This window comes from [Clostridium] symbiosum (assembly GCA_036419695.1).
GTDB classification, from domain to species: domain Bacteria; phylum Bacillota; class Clostridia; order Lachnospirales; family Lachnospiraceae; genus Otoolea; species Otoolea symbiosa_A.
Map to the genome: position 1 here is coordinate 4,965,961 of CP143946.1, position 15,335 is coordinate 4,981,295.

Sequence of the window (15,335 nt, forward strand, 5' to 3'; positions counted from 1 at the left end):
TCAGAGGTATTTGTATGACGTCAAACGATGTAACCGTATACTTAAAAAACCTGCCCTTCTGGGAACATATCTCCGATGACGATAAAAACCTGATTTGCGGCAACCTGCATCCGCTTCATTATGAAGCGGGCCAGTCCGTCCACTCGGGTGAAACCAATTGCCTTGGAGCCCTGATTATCCGTCAGGGAATCCTCCGTACGTTTCTACTTTCCGACGAAGGAAAAGAGACCACCATGTTCAGGCTAAGAGAGGGCAGCATCTGCATTCTTTCCGCATCCTGCGTCCTTTCCGTCATTACCTTTGATGTTCAGATTGAAGCAGAAACCGACTGTGATGTACTGTTGATCCCCAGCGCCGTATTCCAGGCGCTGATGAAACGCAATATTTATGTAGAGAATTTTGCCTATAAACTGATGACCGAACGTTTTTCGGATGTCATCTCCGCGGTTGAGAGGATGTTTTTCCTGAACCTTCAGCAGAGGATTGCCGTATTCCTGATCGATGAGTCCGTCGCCCAGCAATCCACGACTCTCACCCTTACCCAGGAACAGATGGCAAAGGCCATCGGAAGCGCCCGTGAAGCGGTGAGCCGCAATTTAAAACTCCTTGCAAAGAGCGGCTGCATCGAGGTATCCAGAGGCAACATCAACATCCTGGACAGGAAACAGCTCTATGAGATTATCTCGGCCTGAACCAATCCGGAGGCCGGGTCCATAAAAAGGGAAAGCGGCGTCACTGACATCGCTTTCCCTTTTTATTATGTTTCCTTTTATTTATTCGGTATTGCCTTAATCGAATATCCCTTTGATATATTATCTTCCTGCGGCGGCCTGTTATGCCTTCAGGGCCTTTTCCAGGGTCTGAATGGACTGTAAACCAACCATTTTTTCTTTAATTTTGCCGTCTTTAAATACGATCAGGGTCGGAATGCTCATAACCTGGAATTTTTCCGCCAGCTCCGGCTGTTCATCGATATTGACCTTTCCCACATTATAACCGGCCACTGCCAGTTTCTCCACTGCCGGTCCCTGCATTCTGCATGGTCCGCACCATGTTGCCCAGAAGTCCACCAGGATGCTGCCTCCCTCTGCACCGAGTATTTCTTTATCAAAATTCTGTGTTGTCAGTTCTTTTACATCTGCCATGATTAATCATTTCCTTTCATTTAAAAATTACCGCTATGTTCTAAGTTACTGTAGACTTATCACTTCGATAACTGTATTATAAACATAAAACTGCGCTTTATCTGTGACTTAGTCACAAATCCTGTGCAGATTTGAATTTTTTACATTATCTTTTACGGAGGTACAACTTATGGATAACCCGCAGCTCAAATTCCGCATTGCACAGAGGGAGGATACCGGTCTGATTCTCAATTTTATCAAAGCTCTGGCCGAATATGAACAAATGGCCGATGAGGTCGTCGCCACAGAAGAACTTCTGGAGGAATGGATCTTTGATAAAGGAAAAGCTGAGGTCCTGTTTGTGGAGGAGAACGGCACACCGGTGGGGTTCGCGCTGTTTTTCCACAATTTCTCCACCTTTCTCGGAAGAGCCGGAATCTACCTGGAAGATCTCTTCGTCCTTCCCGAATACCGGGGAAAAGGCTATGGGAAAGCCCTGTTCAAAAAACTGGCGGCCACAGCCGTGGAGAGAGGCTGCGGCCGTCTGGAATGGTGGTGCCTCGACTGGAACCAGCCGAGCATCGATTTCTACCTCTCCATGGGCGCTCAGCCGATGGATGAGTGGACTTCTTACCGAATCAGCGGAAAAACGCTGCTTGAAATGGCAGAAACCTGATATTTCTTTCAACACGGCCCGAATCTTTCGCGCATCCGGCCATTTAACCGCGGAACATATTTTCCACGTAATTCCTCATTTCCTGTCGGCTCTCTACCTCTCTGGAACCGTCTATATAACGCTCCTGCTCATCGTGAGACAGGGCGGCAAAGCGGTTCAGGATATCTGAATGCTGTGCCAGTTCCACGGTAAAGCCGATGGGAAGCTCATGGTTATCGATCATTTTAATCACCCCGGTATTATCATGTGATAATGAGGTGATTCGTATGCTGGTATTTTATTGAAAATATCGGCTGAGACTCTCTTTTTTATTGAAAAAGCGCCAAAACAGCAGGCTGCTTAAAACCCGCTGTTTTTGACTTCAGTTCATCTTACTTCTTCTTAGTTTTTCTTATATCCGCATTTCGGGCAGACACCGTTTTCATTCAGGGCAATGCCGCACAGAGGACAGCGATCGATCTGATTCTTTGTCGTGAACTCTGCGGAAGCTGCATTCACGCCGCTGGTAAAGGTAATCTTTGCAATATTCAGTTTATCCTTGAGCAGGTCATAAACAATTTTAATCATGCCCTCAACCGTCATGGTTTCTTTTGTAACCACAAGACGGCATTCCGGATATGCTGTCGCAAGCTCGGTTTTGAAAGCGGGGCCCTTCATCTGATTGTTGGGAGCGCCGTCACGGATACCCTGCTTTTCATATACTTCAAGAATGGCAGGCAGCAAAGGATCATCTTCCCTTAAAATCAGAGCGTGATCGAAATTCTTTAAAACGTCCCAGGCGGTCTTTTGAATCTCATTACACGGGAAAACCATATTTACACCTGGTTCAACGGTATCTTCCACCTCGATGGTCAGAATGCCTGTATGTCCGTGCAGATACTGAGCTTCACCCTTAAAACCGAAAAACCGGTGAGCATATTGCAGATCTAATGTCGTGATACTTCTCATATGTAGTCCTCCTATTATTATATTTTTACGGGAATCCGCGCCCGCATACGCACATGGTTATGACAGCTCTTTCTTCTTACATTCCGGACACAGATATTGAATCTTTAAATCATAAGCTTCAATTGGAAAACCCACCTGTTTCTCCAGGTCGGCTGTTAAATCTGTAAGAAAAATATCGGACAGCTTCCCGCACCGGCAGCAAACCAGATGGTCATGCCGTGTAATTCTGTCATAGCGGTCGGGTTGTCCCTCCACGCTGATTTTCCGGATACTGCCCCGACGGTAAAGGCTGTTCAGATTGTTATATACCGTCGCAATAACGACGGCGGGAAAATGTTCCTTCAGTGCGAAAAAGACTTGCTCCGCCGTCATATGTTCCTGAGAGCTATTGATAATTTCCAATATGCTTTGTCCGTACCTCATTGTTATTCTCCTGTTTTAGAATTATTCTAATTCTAAATTAACAGATTTTTCCAGATTTGTCAAGAGTTTTCTGAAATTATTTCGGCGGCATTCCCGTTTCTCGACAAAAGCGCCCTGCCAAACCGTAATCAACTGGCCGGGCAGGACGCTTTTTAATATGTAGGTATAGGAGATGTATGAAACTATATCAATTCATTCTTTGGCTATGCAGCCGCTTTCTTCGCCTGGAACTTTCTGAATACCGGAACCAGTGCAAAGCCAAGAATCACGACAACGATGGCAATCGCGATAGGTCTGGAGAAGAAGTACGGTACCAGGCCGCCCTTTGTAGCTGCAATAATCAGGGTACGCCTGAAATTGGACTCCAGGATATCGGCCAGAACTACGCCGAGTACAAGCGGAGCTGGTTCAAAACCGTAAATCTTCATTAAATAACCAAGCAGGCCGAATACCAGCATTATCACAACCTCATACATGCTGTTGCTCAATGCATAAGTGCCGATGCTGGCAAGCGCCACAATAATCGGAACCAGTACAGAGTTGGGCACCAGACAGATGCGGGCCATATGTTTTGCCATGGATACGCCGATAATTCCCATTAAAATATTGGCAAACAGGAAACCGAGGAAGATGGCGTAGGTCGTCGGAGCCTTGGAACCGATAAAGAGGTCACTGCCCGGCTGCAGTCCATGCATCAGCAGGGCGCCGTACAGGATGGCGGTAACAGGGCTTCCCGGAATTCCCAGTGTGAAGAGAGGAATCATCGCGCCGCCGCAGGCCGCATTGTTGGCCGCCTCGGAGGCTGCGATTCCAACGATGGAACCTTTTCCGTACTCCTCCGGGTTTTTGGAGGTACGTTTTGCAATACTGTAGCTGATCCAGGCTGCAATGGAACAGCCGGCAGCCGGAATAAATCCGATAAAGGAGCCGATGACCGAGCTGCGGAGCATGGTGGGCGCCAGTTTCTTTGTGTTGCCCTTTCTCCAGCGTTTTCCCTGAAGACCGGCGCTGGGATCCTCCACAATGGTGGAACCGGTGCCGCGCATCAGTTTTTCCACTAATACAAGTACCTGTGAGATAGAAAACAGTCCAATCAGAATCGGTGTCGAATCGAGGCCGTCCTCCAGCCACAACTGGCCAAAGGTGAACCTGGACACGCCGCTGATGGAATCCATACCGATACATCCAATCAGAAGGCCCAGCAGGGCGGCGAAGATGCCCTTTGCCTGATTTTCACCGGTCAGGCCGGCTACCACGAGTACGCCGAAACAGGCTACCAGGAAATACTCCAGCGTAGAGAACATTAAACTGATTTTTCCCAGAGCGGGAGCAAAGAGAATCAGACAAACCGCTCCGATGATTCCACCGAGAACGGACGCTACCGTAACAACCGATATTGCTTCCATGCCCCGTCCCTGTTTGGTCATCTCATAACCATCCATGGTAGTGGCGGCAGATGCCGCAGTACCCGGGGTATGGCAGAGAACGGCGGTAATGGAACCTCCATACACACCGGTAGTGTACATGGCCGTCATCATAACCAGAGCCGCTGTCGGACTCATGGAAAAGGAGATCGGGAGAAGCAGGGCAATACCAACGGAAGGCCCGAGGCCCGGGATAATTCCAATAATCATGCCGCCCACAACGCCGACCATCAATGCGATGATAACCTCAATCGACAGGAATGAAGACAGCGCGATAGATAAGTATTCTAACATTTGTATTCTCCTTCCTCATTACAGATAACGGAAAAACCGGCCCAGGATACCTATTTTATAGATAGGAAGGTGCAGAATAATCACGAACACAATATAAGCGAGGATGATATACAGCACTGTGATCAGCAGGTTAACCTTAAACGACTTCAGTTTCAGATATTTTTGAGTGAAAATCATAAATATCGGGGTGGCAATCCAATATGTAATATAGCGAAAGCCGAGGTAATAGATAAAGATAAAAAACATGAACAGGAATGCATATTTACTGTCTTTCACCGTCAGCGGATAGTGGTATTCCCCCATCTGCTCTTTTGTCAGGCGAAGTCCCTTTAATATAATGAAAACTGCGCACAAAGCCATCAGTACGGTCAGTGCGACCGGCAGGTAGGCCGCCTGTCCTGCAATCTGTACTGCGTTAAAAAACACGGTAGCGCAGAACAGAAGCAGAACCAGACCTACCCACACATCTCTATGATACTTCTTACTCATATGGATAGACTCCCTTTCTATAAATAAGATATCCCGGTTTTATTGGGCTGCTCCCCAGATTTCTTTACGTGTCTCCACCTGGCTTTCAAGCAGTTCCGCAAAGTCTTCTCCTGAGGTATTATCGAGCTGGAGGCCGAGAGCCGCCATGTTGTCGATATATTCCTGGTCTTCCATTGCCTTTAACATGGCTTCCGTCATTTTGGAAACAATCTCCGGATCCACATTGTTTGGATAGAAGTAACCACGGGCTGCAAATGCGGTGAACTCTTCACCTGTAGCCTCTTTGATTGTAGGCACGTCCGCCATGAAATCACTGCGCTCTTCTGAGAAAATGCAGGCAATCTTCATTTCACCCGACTGGTAGGCGCTCTGTACATCGGAGATGGATGCAAAGAATACATCCGTATCACCTGCCAGGAACATACCGCGGCTGTCGGAAGCTCCGTCCACAGGAACTACCGTAATCTGGGTTCCGAAGGTCTTGTTAAACCACTCTGCCGTCGTAGCATCGCCGTCCGTGATGCCGGTAGCCTGGGCGGAAACGAGGACCGGATTTGATTTTGCATATTCAATAAAGCTCTTGATATCGGTAAAACGTGAGTCGTTGCTTCGGATTGCCATAACGTTGTAATCGACCGCCTGGTTGGCAAGAACCTGCACATCGTCCAGATTATATTTTCGTGGATTGTCCGGATCCAGTTCTCCCATCGCATAGTTATGGTTGATCAGGCCTACCGTATATCCATCGCTGTAATCGCCGGTAATCAGGTCCGTCCATGCAATCCAGCCGCCGGAACCAGTCTGGTTTTCCACTACCACGTTAACACCCAACGCCTTGGTAAGAGCCGTCGCCATGTTGCGCGCTCCGATATCGGTACCGCCGCCAGCCGAGAATGGGCAGACCAGCGTAATCGTTTCTGAGGGCCACTCGCCTTTTGCTTTCTTCGGGCTTTCTGCTTCCCCGCCCTTTTGTGCCTCTGCCTTCGGCTCGTCCGCTCCCTGGCCTCCCGAGCATCCCGCCAATGTGAGCGGCATAACGGCTGCCATTGCAAGCGCCAATAATTTCTTCGTAGTCTTCTTCATAATTTTCCCTTTCCTTTCTGGTATATAAATGTATAAATATTAGTGACTATTCAGTTCCTTCCCAGCTGACTCCCCACATTGTACAGAAATCCCCATAACATTCTGTTCTGTACAGGAAAAACTCGGATTTTCTTGTCAAAATCCGTACAATATCTTGCAGGACACTACCCTTTGAACAGTTACAAATATTATTTCATTCATGTACGGTTTCACGCCATATTCCGGCCTCTTCCATCCATGAGTAAAGCTCAGTTCTTTTGTTCAATTTTGCCTTATTTTTAAATCAATCATATTATATCCTAATCATTTTTACCAACAGCTTTTCCCTTTATATCAACAGCCAAAAGGTTGTGGTATCTATTTCCCATCGTCATAATGCGACCTTTTTCAACAGTACTTTTTTTAGAATCATAAAAGCTTTTTTACTTTCATATCAAATTATCGCACAAATTACAAGATATATAATTGATTTTCTTCTTCCAATATTAAGTAATTTCCGAATTTTTCATTAAATTTAGTTTTTGTTTATATTCCCATTCCCTTATAACAGTCTTTTAACTGTTGCATTTATCAAAAAACCTGTTGGACATTTTACTATTCATCTTCTTATACTGAAATTACAGAAAGCGTTTTACAGACTATTAATAAAAATGCATACATATAACATTGGAGGTTGAATTATGACAAAGCGTGAACGAATCCAGGCTGCTGTAAAAGGGACAAAGCCGGACAAACTGCCGTACTCCCTGTGGACCCATCTTCCCGGTATTGACCTGGACCCTGCCCTTCTGGCGGAGAAAACGTATGAATTCTACAAAACATATGACGTGGATTTCATCAAGACCATGAACAACGGCATGTACCCCATCGAGGATTTTGGATGCACCGTAGATTATTCCGAAATTGCCAAGGGAGGAGTGGCAAAAGTTACCGGCACCCCCGTGAAAGAGGCCGCCGACTGGTTAAAGCTGAAACCATGTCCCTGTACCGAAGGCAGTCTTGCCAGGGAACTGACCTCCTTAAAACTGCTCCTTGAAAAGGTCAAAGACGAGGAAGTGCCCGTTCTGTTCACCGTTTTCAGCCCAGTAACCACCGCTGATAAAATTTCCGGTAAAACGATGCTTTCCCATATCAGGGAAGGCCAGGGGGAACTCGTAAAAAAAGCCCTGGATGTTATCACAGAGACAACCATAGCATTGGCCGCCGAGGCAATCCGTCTTGGAGCCGACGGTGTATTTTTCGCCTCTCAGATGAGCACCTATGATTCAATGACGGCCGAAGAATATATGGAATATGGAAAACCTTATGACTTAAAAGTTCTGGAGGCCGCAAAGGACGGCTGGTTCAACACAATCCATGCCCACGGCAACAATATTATGTTCGATATTTTAAAGGATTATCCTGTTTCCGTATTCAACTGGCATGCCGGAGAGACACTTCCTGAACTGGATGAGGCATTCCTCATGACGGGTAAATGCCTGATGGGCGGCTTAAAACGCATGGATATCACAAACGGCCATAAAAATGAAATACAGAACCAGATTTATGAAAGCTTTAAGACATTAAAGGGACTCCATCAGATTCTGACTCCCGGCTGCGTGATCCGGTATCCGCTGGATGACAATATGCTGGCTTATGTGAAGAGAGTAAAAGAATACGTAGAAGAGAGAATGTATTAAATAAAAACTGCGCCGCCACGGAAATTCCCGCAGACGGCGCAGTATTTTGAATCCTGCTATGGACGGGCCAGCATTACCTTCGTCATTTCAATAAATTCTCTGGCCGCTTTTGTCTGGTATTTATTCTTCAGATAGTTGATAGCGATCATCTTGTGGGCATTGGGAAAATCCAGGATAAACGTATGGATAGGTTCCTCTTTCACATTGCCGAGAGCCGGCCGTTTGTCCTCCACAAAGACGCTGGGGCAGATGATAATGCCTCCCCCGGCCCTGCACATGGAAACCATTGTCATAATATTGACCGTTTCCAGAATCACAATGGGAGTCATATTTCCCTCCCTGCAGCTGCTTTCAAATATCTCACCAATCCAGTTGGAGTGTTTCATCTTGATAAAGGGGCACCGGGCAAAAACCTGGATGGGCAGGAGTTTCCTGCTTAGAATCTCCTTCTGCTCCTCCCCGGAAAAATATTCTCTCAGAATGTTGTCGGGCACCACGATCAAGGTGTGCTCTTCGTGAAGCACCTCCGTCCGGATCCGGTCAGGCGCATCCAGCTCAAAACCGATGGTAAAATCCACATCGCCCTTGTACAGGGCATCGGTAATCTCGTTGGAGGTTCCCTCCACCAGGCGTATCTGCACCTGCGGGAACTCGCTCCGGAATCTCATCAGAAGCGGCGGCAGAATCACCGATCCTCTCGTATTGGGCACGCCGATAGTGAGAACCGCGCTGCGGAAATCACGGATATCCTGCAGTTCCAGCTCCGCCTCCTGTTTCACATTCAGAATTTTGCGGGCGCTCCTCAAAAGACTTTCCCCCGCATCGGTCAGTGTAAGCGGTGTATTTCTGTCAAAGAGCTGGACGCCGAAGTAGTCTTCCAGCTTTGCAATATGATTGCTGAGCGACTGCTGCGATATAAAGAGGCGTTTTGCCGCCTTTGTGAAGTTCATCTCTTCCGCCGTCACAATAAAATATTTCAAATTCAGGAAATTCATAACCTCAGCTCCTCCCTTTCCCTCATGTAAAATTATACGGGGGCATGGTAGAAATTGCAAGGTTTATCTGATAAGCCAATCTAGAAAGGATAAGTAAATATGAACCGGAATACTTACAACACTTATGTCTCAATTTTAAAAAATGAACTCGTCGTGGCCCTGGGCTGCACGGAACCAATCGCTATCGCCTATGCGGGCGCCAAGGTGAGAAAGGTTCTGGGGCAAATGCCGCAGCGCTGCGAGATTCTCTGCAGCGGTAACATCGTCAAAAACGTAAAGGGAGTGACCGTCCCCAACTCCGGCGGCATGAAGGGAATCGACACAGCCGCAACCCTGGGCATCGTAGGCGGCAACGTCGACCGTATCCTTGCCGTGCTTGAAGATATCACGCCGGAACAGATTGAAACAACCCAGTCTCTCGTCAGGAACGGATTCTGTGAATGCGGACTGATCGAAGGCGTGGAAAACCTCTATATTGTTATCACGGCTTTTGCCGGGGAAGAATCGGCCACCGTTGAAATACGTGATTACCACAGCAATATTACGAAGATCGTCAAAAACGGCGAAGTGCTCTACAGTGCCTCCGGGTCGTACTCCAAAGAGTCCGCCGGACCCGATAAATCCCTGCTGAATGTGAAAGATATCCTGGAATTTGCAGACTGTGTGGATCTCAGCGATGTCGGCGAGGTGATTTCCCGCCAAATCGAATGCAACACTGCCATCTCCCGCGAAGGCCTGAATAACCCCTGGGGCGCCCAGGTAGGCCGCACGCTTCTCGACACATTCGGAAGCGACGTTGCCATCCGTGCCAAGGCAGCCGCCGCTGCCGGTTCCGACGCCAGAATGAGCGGATGCCCGCTGCCGGTTGTCATCAACTCGGGAAGCGGAAACCAGGGTATGACGGTTTCTCTTCCAATTATTGAATATGCAAAGGAATACCATATTTCCGATGAGGGGCTGTACCGTGCCCTTGTGGCCGGAAACCTGATTTCCCTGCACCAGAAGAAATACATCGGCAGTCTGTCCGCCTACTGCGGAGCGGTCAGCGCGGCATGCGGAAGCGGCGTCGGCATTGCCTATATGCTGGGGGCCACCTATGATGAGATCTGCGGAATCATCACCGACACCATCGCCACCATCGGCGGAATGGTATGTGATGGCGCTAAACCATCCTGTGCGGCTAAAATCGCATCGGCCGTAGACTGTGCCCTCACCGCATTCCACTTAAGTAAAAACAAACGCGTATTCCAGCCGGGCGAAGGCCTTGTAAAAGAAAACGTGGAAGATACCATCCAGAGTATCGGCCGGATGGGCCGTGAAGGCATGAGGGCCACGGATATTGAGATATTGAACATTATGCTGGAAAGCTGATTTTGATACTGCCCACACCGCAATGCGGCGTGGGCAGTATCTGTTTTTTCAGTCCTATCTTTTTACTCCCTGCTGTTGTATACTTTTTATAAGCGCAAAAGTACTGAATCATGTTGCTATTGAATCGGAAAATAATACAGTGAGGTTACCTACAATATGTCCAATCAAAAGAAAACAGGCCGTTGCCGGCCTGTTCTGCTGCTTTTATTCGTTTTGTGCGCCGTCTTCCTTTTTACGGTTTACAGGCCGGGGCCTGAGACGGAACTCATCATGGAGCACACTCCTCTTGAAACGGGATTTACCATCCTGGAAAGCGGCTCCCCCGGCCAAACCATCCTGGTGGTCGGAGGCATTCATGGGGATGAAACTTCCGGCTGGATGGCCGCAGATCAACTGAAAAAGCGCCGGAAGCTTAAAAGCGGGACGCTTATCATCCTCTCCCCCGCCAATGCTCCGGGGAGCCGGAATGGGGAACGGAACGTGGAACAGTACCGGGATTTGAACCGTTCCTTTCCAGGTGATAAAAACCGTGATTTGACGGACGGGCTGGCCGCCTCCATCTTCCAGAAAATCAGGGAATACTCCCCCGATCTCGTCATCGATCTGCATGAGGCTTACCGCGAAGGGAGCGGGCGTGATTTTCTGGGCAACTCCCTTATTATCACCGATTCCGGAACCATTGATCAACTGGTCTTCGACCTGATCGTGGAATCCCAGGACGGAACGCTCAAAACCTCCGCCCCCTTCTCCTGCTACAATGGCACTCCCACAGGCAGCCTGAACCGCACTGTCACCGAAACGCTCGGTATCCCTGCCGTCACCGTGGAGGTGTCGCAGGAAGACCCATTGGAAACGCGCATCCGGAACCAGATCGCCGTTGTGGATCGGATTCTCGGTTATTATTTAATGGAATAATAAACTGTTATTCTCGGCCGAAAAGCCGCAGACTGTCAAAAAGGAAATCTTTCCGGCTGCACGCAGCTATGAAAGATTTCCTTTTTATCTTATTCCTAAAGCCGTTATCTGCTACGAAAGCCTGAGCGGCGCCCCGGGACCGAACGGGATTCCCAGGAAGAACCAGACAAGAAGCTGTATCGTCATAAAGCAGAAAAATGCTATGGTATAAGGCAGCATATTAGCCATCAGAGTACCGAATCCCGCATTCTTATCGTATTTCTGGGACAGGGCCAGGAGCATTCCAAAGTATGCAAACGTCGGGCAGATCGGATTGGTAATGGAGTCTCCGATCCGGTAGGCCATCTGGGCCAGCGCCGGGTGATATCCCAAAAACATAAACATTGGAACGAAAATAGGCGAGAGAATGGCCCACTTTGTGGAAGCTCCTCCTATCAGCAGATTAATAAACGCACACATGATGATAAACAGAACCAGCACCACCGGGATCGGCAGGCCGGAAGCTTCCAGGAAATCTGCTCCCTTGATTGCCAGAATAATCCCCATATTGGACCATTCAAAATATTTGAGGAACTGAGCCGAGACAAATATCAAAGCGATGTAAGGTCCCATATCGGCCATCGCCTGTCCCAGGGCTTTTGCCACGTCCTTGCTGCCTTTAAACGCCCCCGACACCTTTCCGTATGCAACGCCGGGAATAAAAAACAGGAGTGCAATCAGGAAGGGCAGTCCCTTCATAAGCGGAGCGGCGGAAGCAATCGCTGAGCCCGTTTCCGGATCTCTCAGTATACCGCCTTTCGGAATTACACCAATGAGCACGGCTGCCAGATATACCGCCACGGCAATCACCGCCCATTTCAAAGCTTTTTTCTCATTTTCCGTCACTACGCTCACTTCTTCTCCGGCTCCGGTTCCATGGTACTGTCCCAGACGCGGTTCAACCACTTTCACGGTGACGAAAACCGCCATAGCCGTAAGGGTAAAAACAGAAAATGCAGAAAAGTAGTAGTTGATTGCAGGGGAAAGGGCGATATTTGGATCTACCAGTTTTGCCGCAGTCTCCGTAAAGCTCAGGTTAACGACATCCATGGATGTGACCAGTAAATTCGATGCGAACGCCCCCGATACGGCGCCGTAGGCGCAGAGCATGCCGGCAAGCGGATTTCTTCCCATTGCCAGGAAGATAATGGCACCCAGAGGCGGCATTACAACAAAGCCCGTGCCTCCCGCCGCATCCGCCATGACACACATAAATACAAAGATACAGATAATTTTCAGGTTGGATCCCCTGGAATTTTCCACCACATTCCTGAGAGCCACTGAAAAAAGTCCGGAGCGGTCACAGACCCCGACGCCCAGCATGCATACCAGAACCATACCAAGAGCCGACAGGCCCGTAAAGTTACTGACCGCCGTTGTTATCATCCTGACCAGGCCTTCGGCCGACAAAAGATTGTAAACGGTTACAACCTCTCCCGTCGCCGGATTAATGCCCGAAAAACCGATTTTCGACAGTACGAACGAAGCGGCTACCGTGATGATGGAAAGCCATACAAAGAGCATCATTGGGTCAGGGATTTTATTCCCCATATATTCGATTCCCGCCAGGAAGCGGTTGAAAATGCTGTTATTTTCTTTCTGTTGATTCATACTACCTTCTCCTGTAAGTACATGGCGCAAAAGAGCGCCGTTTTTATTGAGCCCCGCCAAAATACATGATATACTTCAAAAGTATCATATCATAGGAGGCGCTTTACCATGATTAACTTTTTGAACCTGCAGTATTTCCTGGTATTATGTGAGGAAATGAATTTTCACAGAGCATCCCGGAAACTCCATATAACCCAACAGTCCTTAAGCGGCCATATCAATAAACTGGAAACAAGTTTCGGAGTTCCGCTCTTTGACAGAAAGCAGCCCCTCACCCTGACTCCGGCCGGAATGTACCTGCGCAAAAGAGCTTCCGAATTTATCGCCATGCAGGATGATCTGCAAAAAGAGCTGTTGGACATAGGCGGTATGGTCGGCGGCTCCCTGACCGTTGGCAGCACCCATGCCCGCTCCCAGGTCCTTCTGCCCACCGCATTCCACGCCTTCCAGGAAAAGTATCCCCAGGTCTCGGTCAAACTCTTTGAGGGTACGACGGACGAGGTGGAGAACGGAATCCGGGCCGGCAAACTGGATGTCAGCATTGGTTATGCGACCGATACGTCCAGTCAGATCACCTCGATTCCACTCTATGAGGAAAATATTATCGTGGTAATTCCCGACAGTATCATCGAGCGTTACTTCCCCAATCATCCCGTCCTGCAAACGAGGAAACCGGAGCTCAGCTTTGTAATGAGCTGTCTGGAAACATGTCCGTTCCTGGCCATGACCCAGACGTCCAGAATGCCTACCTTTACCAGCCGTTATCTCCAATACCTGAATATATCCCCGAACATTTTCCTGGAGACAAAAAACGTAGGCACCCTGCTGTCTTTTTGTTCCATCGGGCTGGGCGTTTCGATTTTCCCCGAAACCTTCATTACCTATTCCCAATACGATTTTTCACATCATTGTTTTTACACCATTGAAGACTACGATTCAAAAAACACAATTGCTTTAAATTACAAAAATACGAGATATCTTTCAAAGACCATTCAGGCATTTATCAGCACCATACGGGAAGTGCTTGGCATGGTCCAGACGTAATGCCCCATTATACATGTCTCCCGCAAAATCCCGGGATGGGTGTTAAATTATAATAGCGCCCATCTCAAACCGGGTAAGCGGTTCGTACCCATCCTCTGTAATCAGGACCGTATCCGAATGCCGTACCCCTCCCCACGATTTGTCCATTAATCCCGGTTCCACCGTCATCACCATGCCGGGTTCAAGCCGCAGCAGATTTCCCTGCTCCAGGGACGGAAACTCATGGGCGGAGCAGCCGACCCCATGCCCCACACGTCCCGGCAGGATTGAATCAAATCCGCTCTCAGAGTAAACCTTTGCCGCGACAACATACAGATCTTCAAATGCCGCCCCCGGTTTTAATATCCGGAAGATACTCGCGCGCGCTTTAAGCATGGCGTCATAAGCATTCTGTTTAAATGAGTCCAGTTTTCCAATAATGACGGTTCTCTCATTTTCGGCATGATAGCCGTCCGTCTTGGCCCAGGCCATGGGAAGGGTCAAATCTCCCGTCCGTGGATGGTAATGCCGTGGGCAGTCACAGCCGTATGCGATATGCCCGTTGGAAAGACACCATATATGAAGACTGTCAATCATTCCTCCCTCCGAAGTACCAAAACCGCATACCTCAGAATCAGAAAATTTCTCATGCCACATCTTTCTCATGGAATACTGTCCCTGAGTACAGGCCTCCGCCTCGGAACAGCCCTGTTTTAAGTAATCGATCGTAACCTCCACACCTTTATCAACAAGTGCTGCGGAACGTCTGATACGGCTTATCTCATATGGGTCTTTTATAATTTTCATCATATTGATCACCGGTGATACGTCGGTTATCCTGCCTGGGCTCAGCTTAACCTCAATCTCCCGGCAGAATCCGGAACTGCTGTAATCAAGCTCCAGTCCGAGATTCTTCTTATTTTTCCCCAGAAGCATCCCGGCTGCATCGACGGGATGGGCGGCCAGCGGTATATTATCTCCCCACTTACCATAGATTTTGACATTATCAATCTTACCCTCTTCACAGGCATGGACGTAACGGATGGCATGCACCAGCAGACACGGTTCATCGTCCAGAGAAATAATCATAACCGCTGGATGGCTGTTCAAAACCGGATTAAAATTACTGAAATAAAACACGTTTTCCGGCTTCGTCAAAATCACCGCGTCCATTCCCTTTTCTGACATGATATTTTTTAGTTTATCTATTCGTCCATCTATATAATTTTTGCAGTCCATCG

The 15,335-nt window shown here is 48.3% G+C and carries 16 protein-coding genes; 6 read left to right on the forward strand and 10 right to left on the reverse strand.

The window, feature by feature from the left end; genetic code table 11:
- Positions 1–14: 14 nt before the first annotated feature.
- On the forward strand, positions 15–692 hold the full coding sequence (locus tag V3C10_22205; protein WVP61986.1) for a Crp/Fnr family transcriptional regulator: 678 nt from the start codon (positions 15–17) through the stop codon (positions 690–692).
- Positions 693–833: 141 nt separating this feature from the next.
- Here the strand turns inward: V3C10_22205 and trxA are convergent, their stop codons facing one another.
- Positions 834–1,145: a thioredoxin gene (gene trxA / locus V3C10_22210; protein WVP61987.1), complete on the reverse strand. Its 312-nt coding sequence runs from the start codon at positions 1,143–1,145 to the stop codon at positions 834–836.
- A 169-nt stretch (positions 1,146–1,314) separates the two neighbouring features.
- Between trxA and V3C10_22215 the strand changes: the two genes are divergently transcribed.
- Positions 1,315–1,800 (forward strand): GNAT family N-acetyltransferase, encoded by a 486-nt coding sequence (locus V3C10_22215; GenBank protein WVP61988.1) that lies wholly within the window; start codon positions 1,315–1,317, stop codon positions 1,798–1,800.
- Positions 1,801–1,843: 43 nt separating this feature from the next.
- Here the strand turns inward: V3C10_22215 and V3C10_22220 are convergent, their stop codons facing one another.
- The 6 genes from V3C10_22220 to V3C10_22245 form a co-directional block, all read right to left on the reverse strand.
- Positions 1,844–2,023 carry a hypothetical protein gene (locus V3C10_22220; GenBank protein WVP61989.1) on the reverse strand — a complete coding sequence of 60 codons (180 nt, stop codon included), beginning with the start codon at positions 2,021–2,023 and terminating at the stop codon, positions 1,844–1,846.
- A 158-nt stretch (positions 2,024–2,181) separates the two neighbouring features.
- Positions 2,182–2,748, reverse strand: a complete 567-nt coding sequence (locus V3C10_22225; protein WVP61990.1) for a 6-carboxytetrahydropterin synthase — start codon at positions 2,746–2,748, stop codon at positions 2,182–2,184.
- A 57-nt stretch (positions 2,749–2,805) separates the two neighbouring features.
- Positions 2,806–3,171 carry a transcriptional repressor gene (locus V3C10_22230; GenBank protein ID WVP61991.1) on the reverse strand — a complete coding sequence of 122 codons (366 nt, stop codon included), beginning with the start codon at positions 3,169–3,171 and terminating at the stop codon, positions 2,806–2,808.
- A 203-nt stretch (positions 3,172–3,374) separates the two neighbouring features.
- The gene (locus V3C10_22235) at positions 3,375–4,889 is read right to left on the reverse strand and encodes a tripartite tricarboxylate transporter permease (GenBank protein WVP61992.1); all 1,515 of its coding nucleotides are present in this window, start codon (positions 4,887–4,889) and stop codon (positions 3,375–3,377) included.
- A gap of 18 nt (positions 4,890–4,907) precedes the next feature.
- Positions 4,908–5,378, reverse strand: coding sequence for a tripartite tricarboxylate transporter TctB family protein (locus tag V3C10_22240; GenBank protein WVP61993.1), 471 nt, complete (start codon positions 5,376–5,378; stop codon positions 4,908–4,910).
- Positions 5,379–5,417: 39 nt separating this feature from the next.
- Entirely contained in the window at positions 5,418–6,461 is a 1,044-nt protein-coding gene (locus V3C10_22245) for a tripartite tricarboxylate transporter substrate binding protein (GenBank protein WVP61994.1), read from the reverse strand.
- A 680-nt stretch (positions 6,462–7,141) separates the two neighbouring features.
- Here V3C10_22245 and V3C10_22250 point away from each other — a divergent pair.
- The gene (locus V3C10_22250; protein ID WVP61995.1) at positions 7,142–8,140 is read left to right on the forward strand and encodes a uroporphyrinogen decarboxylase family protein; all 999 of its coding nucleotides are present in this window, start codon (positions 7,142–7,144) and stop codon (positions 8,138–8,140) included.
- A gap of 56 nt (positions 8,141–8,196) precedes the next feature.
- Here V3C10_22250 and V3C10_22255 read toward each other — a convergent pair whose 3' ends face one another.
- Positions 8,197–9,135: a LysR family transcriptional regulator gene (locus V3C10_22255; GenBank protein ID WVP61996.1), complete on the reverse strand. Its 939-nt coding sequence runs from the start codon at positions 9,133–9,135 to the stop codon at positions 8,197–8,199.
- A gap of 99 nt (positions 9,136–9,234) precedes the next feature.
- Between V3C10_22255 and V3C10_22260 the strand changes: the two genes are divergently transcribed.
- Together V3C10_22260 and V3C10_22265 are read left to right on the forward strand one after the other, a co-directional pair.
- On the forward strand, positions 9,235–10,506 hold the full coding sequence (locus V3C10_22260) for an L-serine ammonia-lyase, iron-sulfur-dependent, subunit alpha (protein ID WVP61997.1): 1,272 nt from the start codon (positions 9,235–9,237) through the stop codon (positions 10,504–10,506).
- A gap of 156 nt (positions 10,507–10,662) precedes the next feature.
- Positions 10,663–11,421, forward strand: coding sequence for a succinylglutamate desuccinylase/aspartoacylase family protein (locus V3C10_22265; protein ID WVP61998.1), 759 nt, complete (start codon positions 10,663–10,665; stop codon positions 11,419–11,421).
- Positions 11,422–11,532: 111 nt separating this feature from the next.
- On the opposite strand, the gene V3C10_22270 is transcribed toward V3C10_22265, so the two are convergent.
- Positions 11,533–13,071, reverse strand: a complete 1,539-nt coding sequence (locus tag V3C10_22270) for an AbgT family transporter (GenBank protein WVP61999.1) — start codon at positions 13,069–13,071, stop codon at positions 11,533–11,535.
- A 108-nt stretch (positions 13,072–13,179) separates the two neighbouring features.
- Between V3C10_22270 and V3C10_22275 the strand changes: the two genes are divergently transcribed.
- Positions 13,180–14,115, forward strand: a complete 936-nt coding sequence (locus V3C10_22275) for a LysR family transcriptional regulator (protein ID WVP62000.1) — start codon at positions 13,180–13,182, stop codon at positions 14,113–14,115.
- A gap of 42 nt (positions 14,116–14,157) precedes the next feature.
- Here V3C10_22275 and V3C10_22280 read toward each other — a convergent pair whose 3' ends face one another.
- The gene (locus V3C10_22280; GenBank protein ID WVP62001.1) at positions 14,158–15,333 is read right to left on the reverse strand and encodes a Xaa-Pro peptidase family protein; all 1,176 of its coding nucleotides are present in this window, start codon (positions 15,331–15,333) and stop codon (positions 14,158–14,160) included.
- Positions 15,334–15,335: the final 2 nt, after the last annotated feature.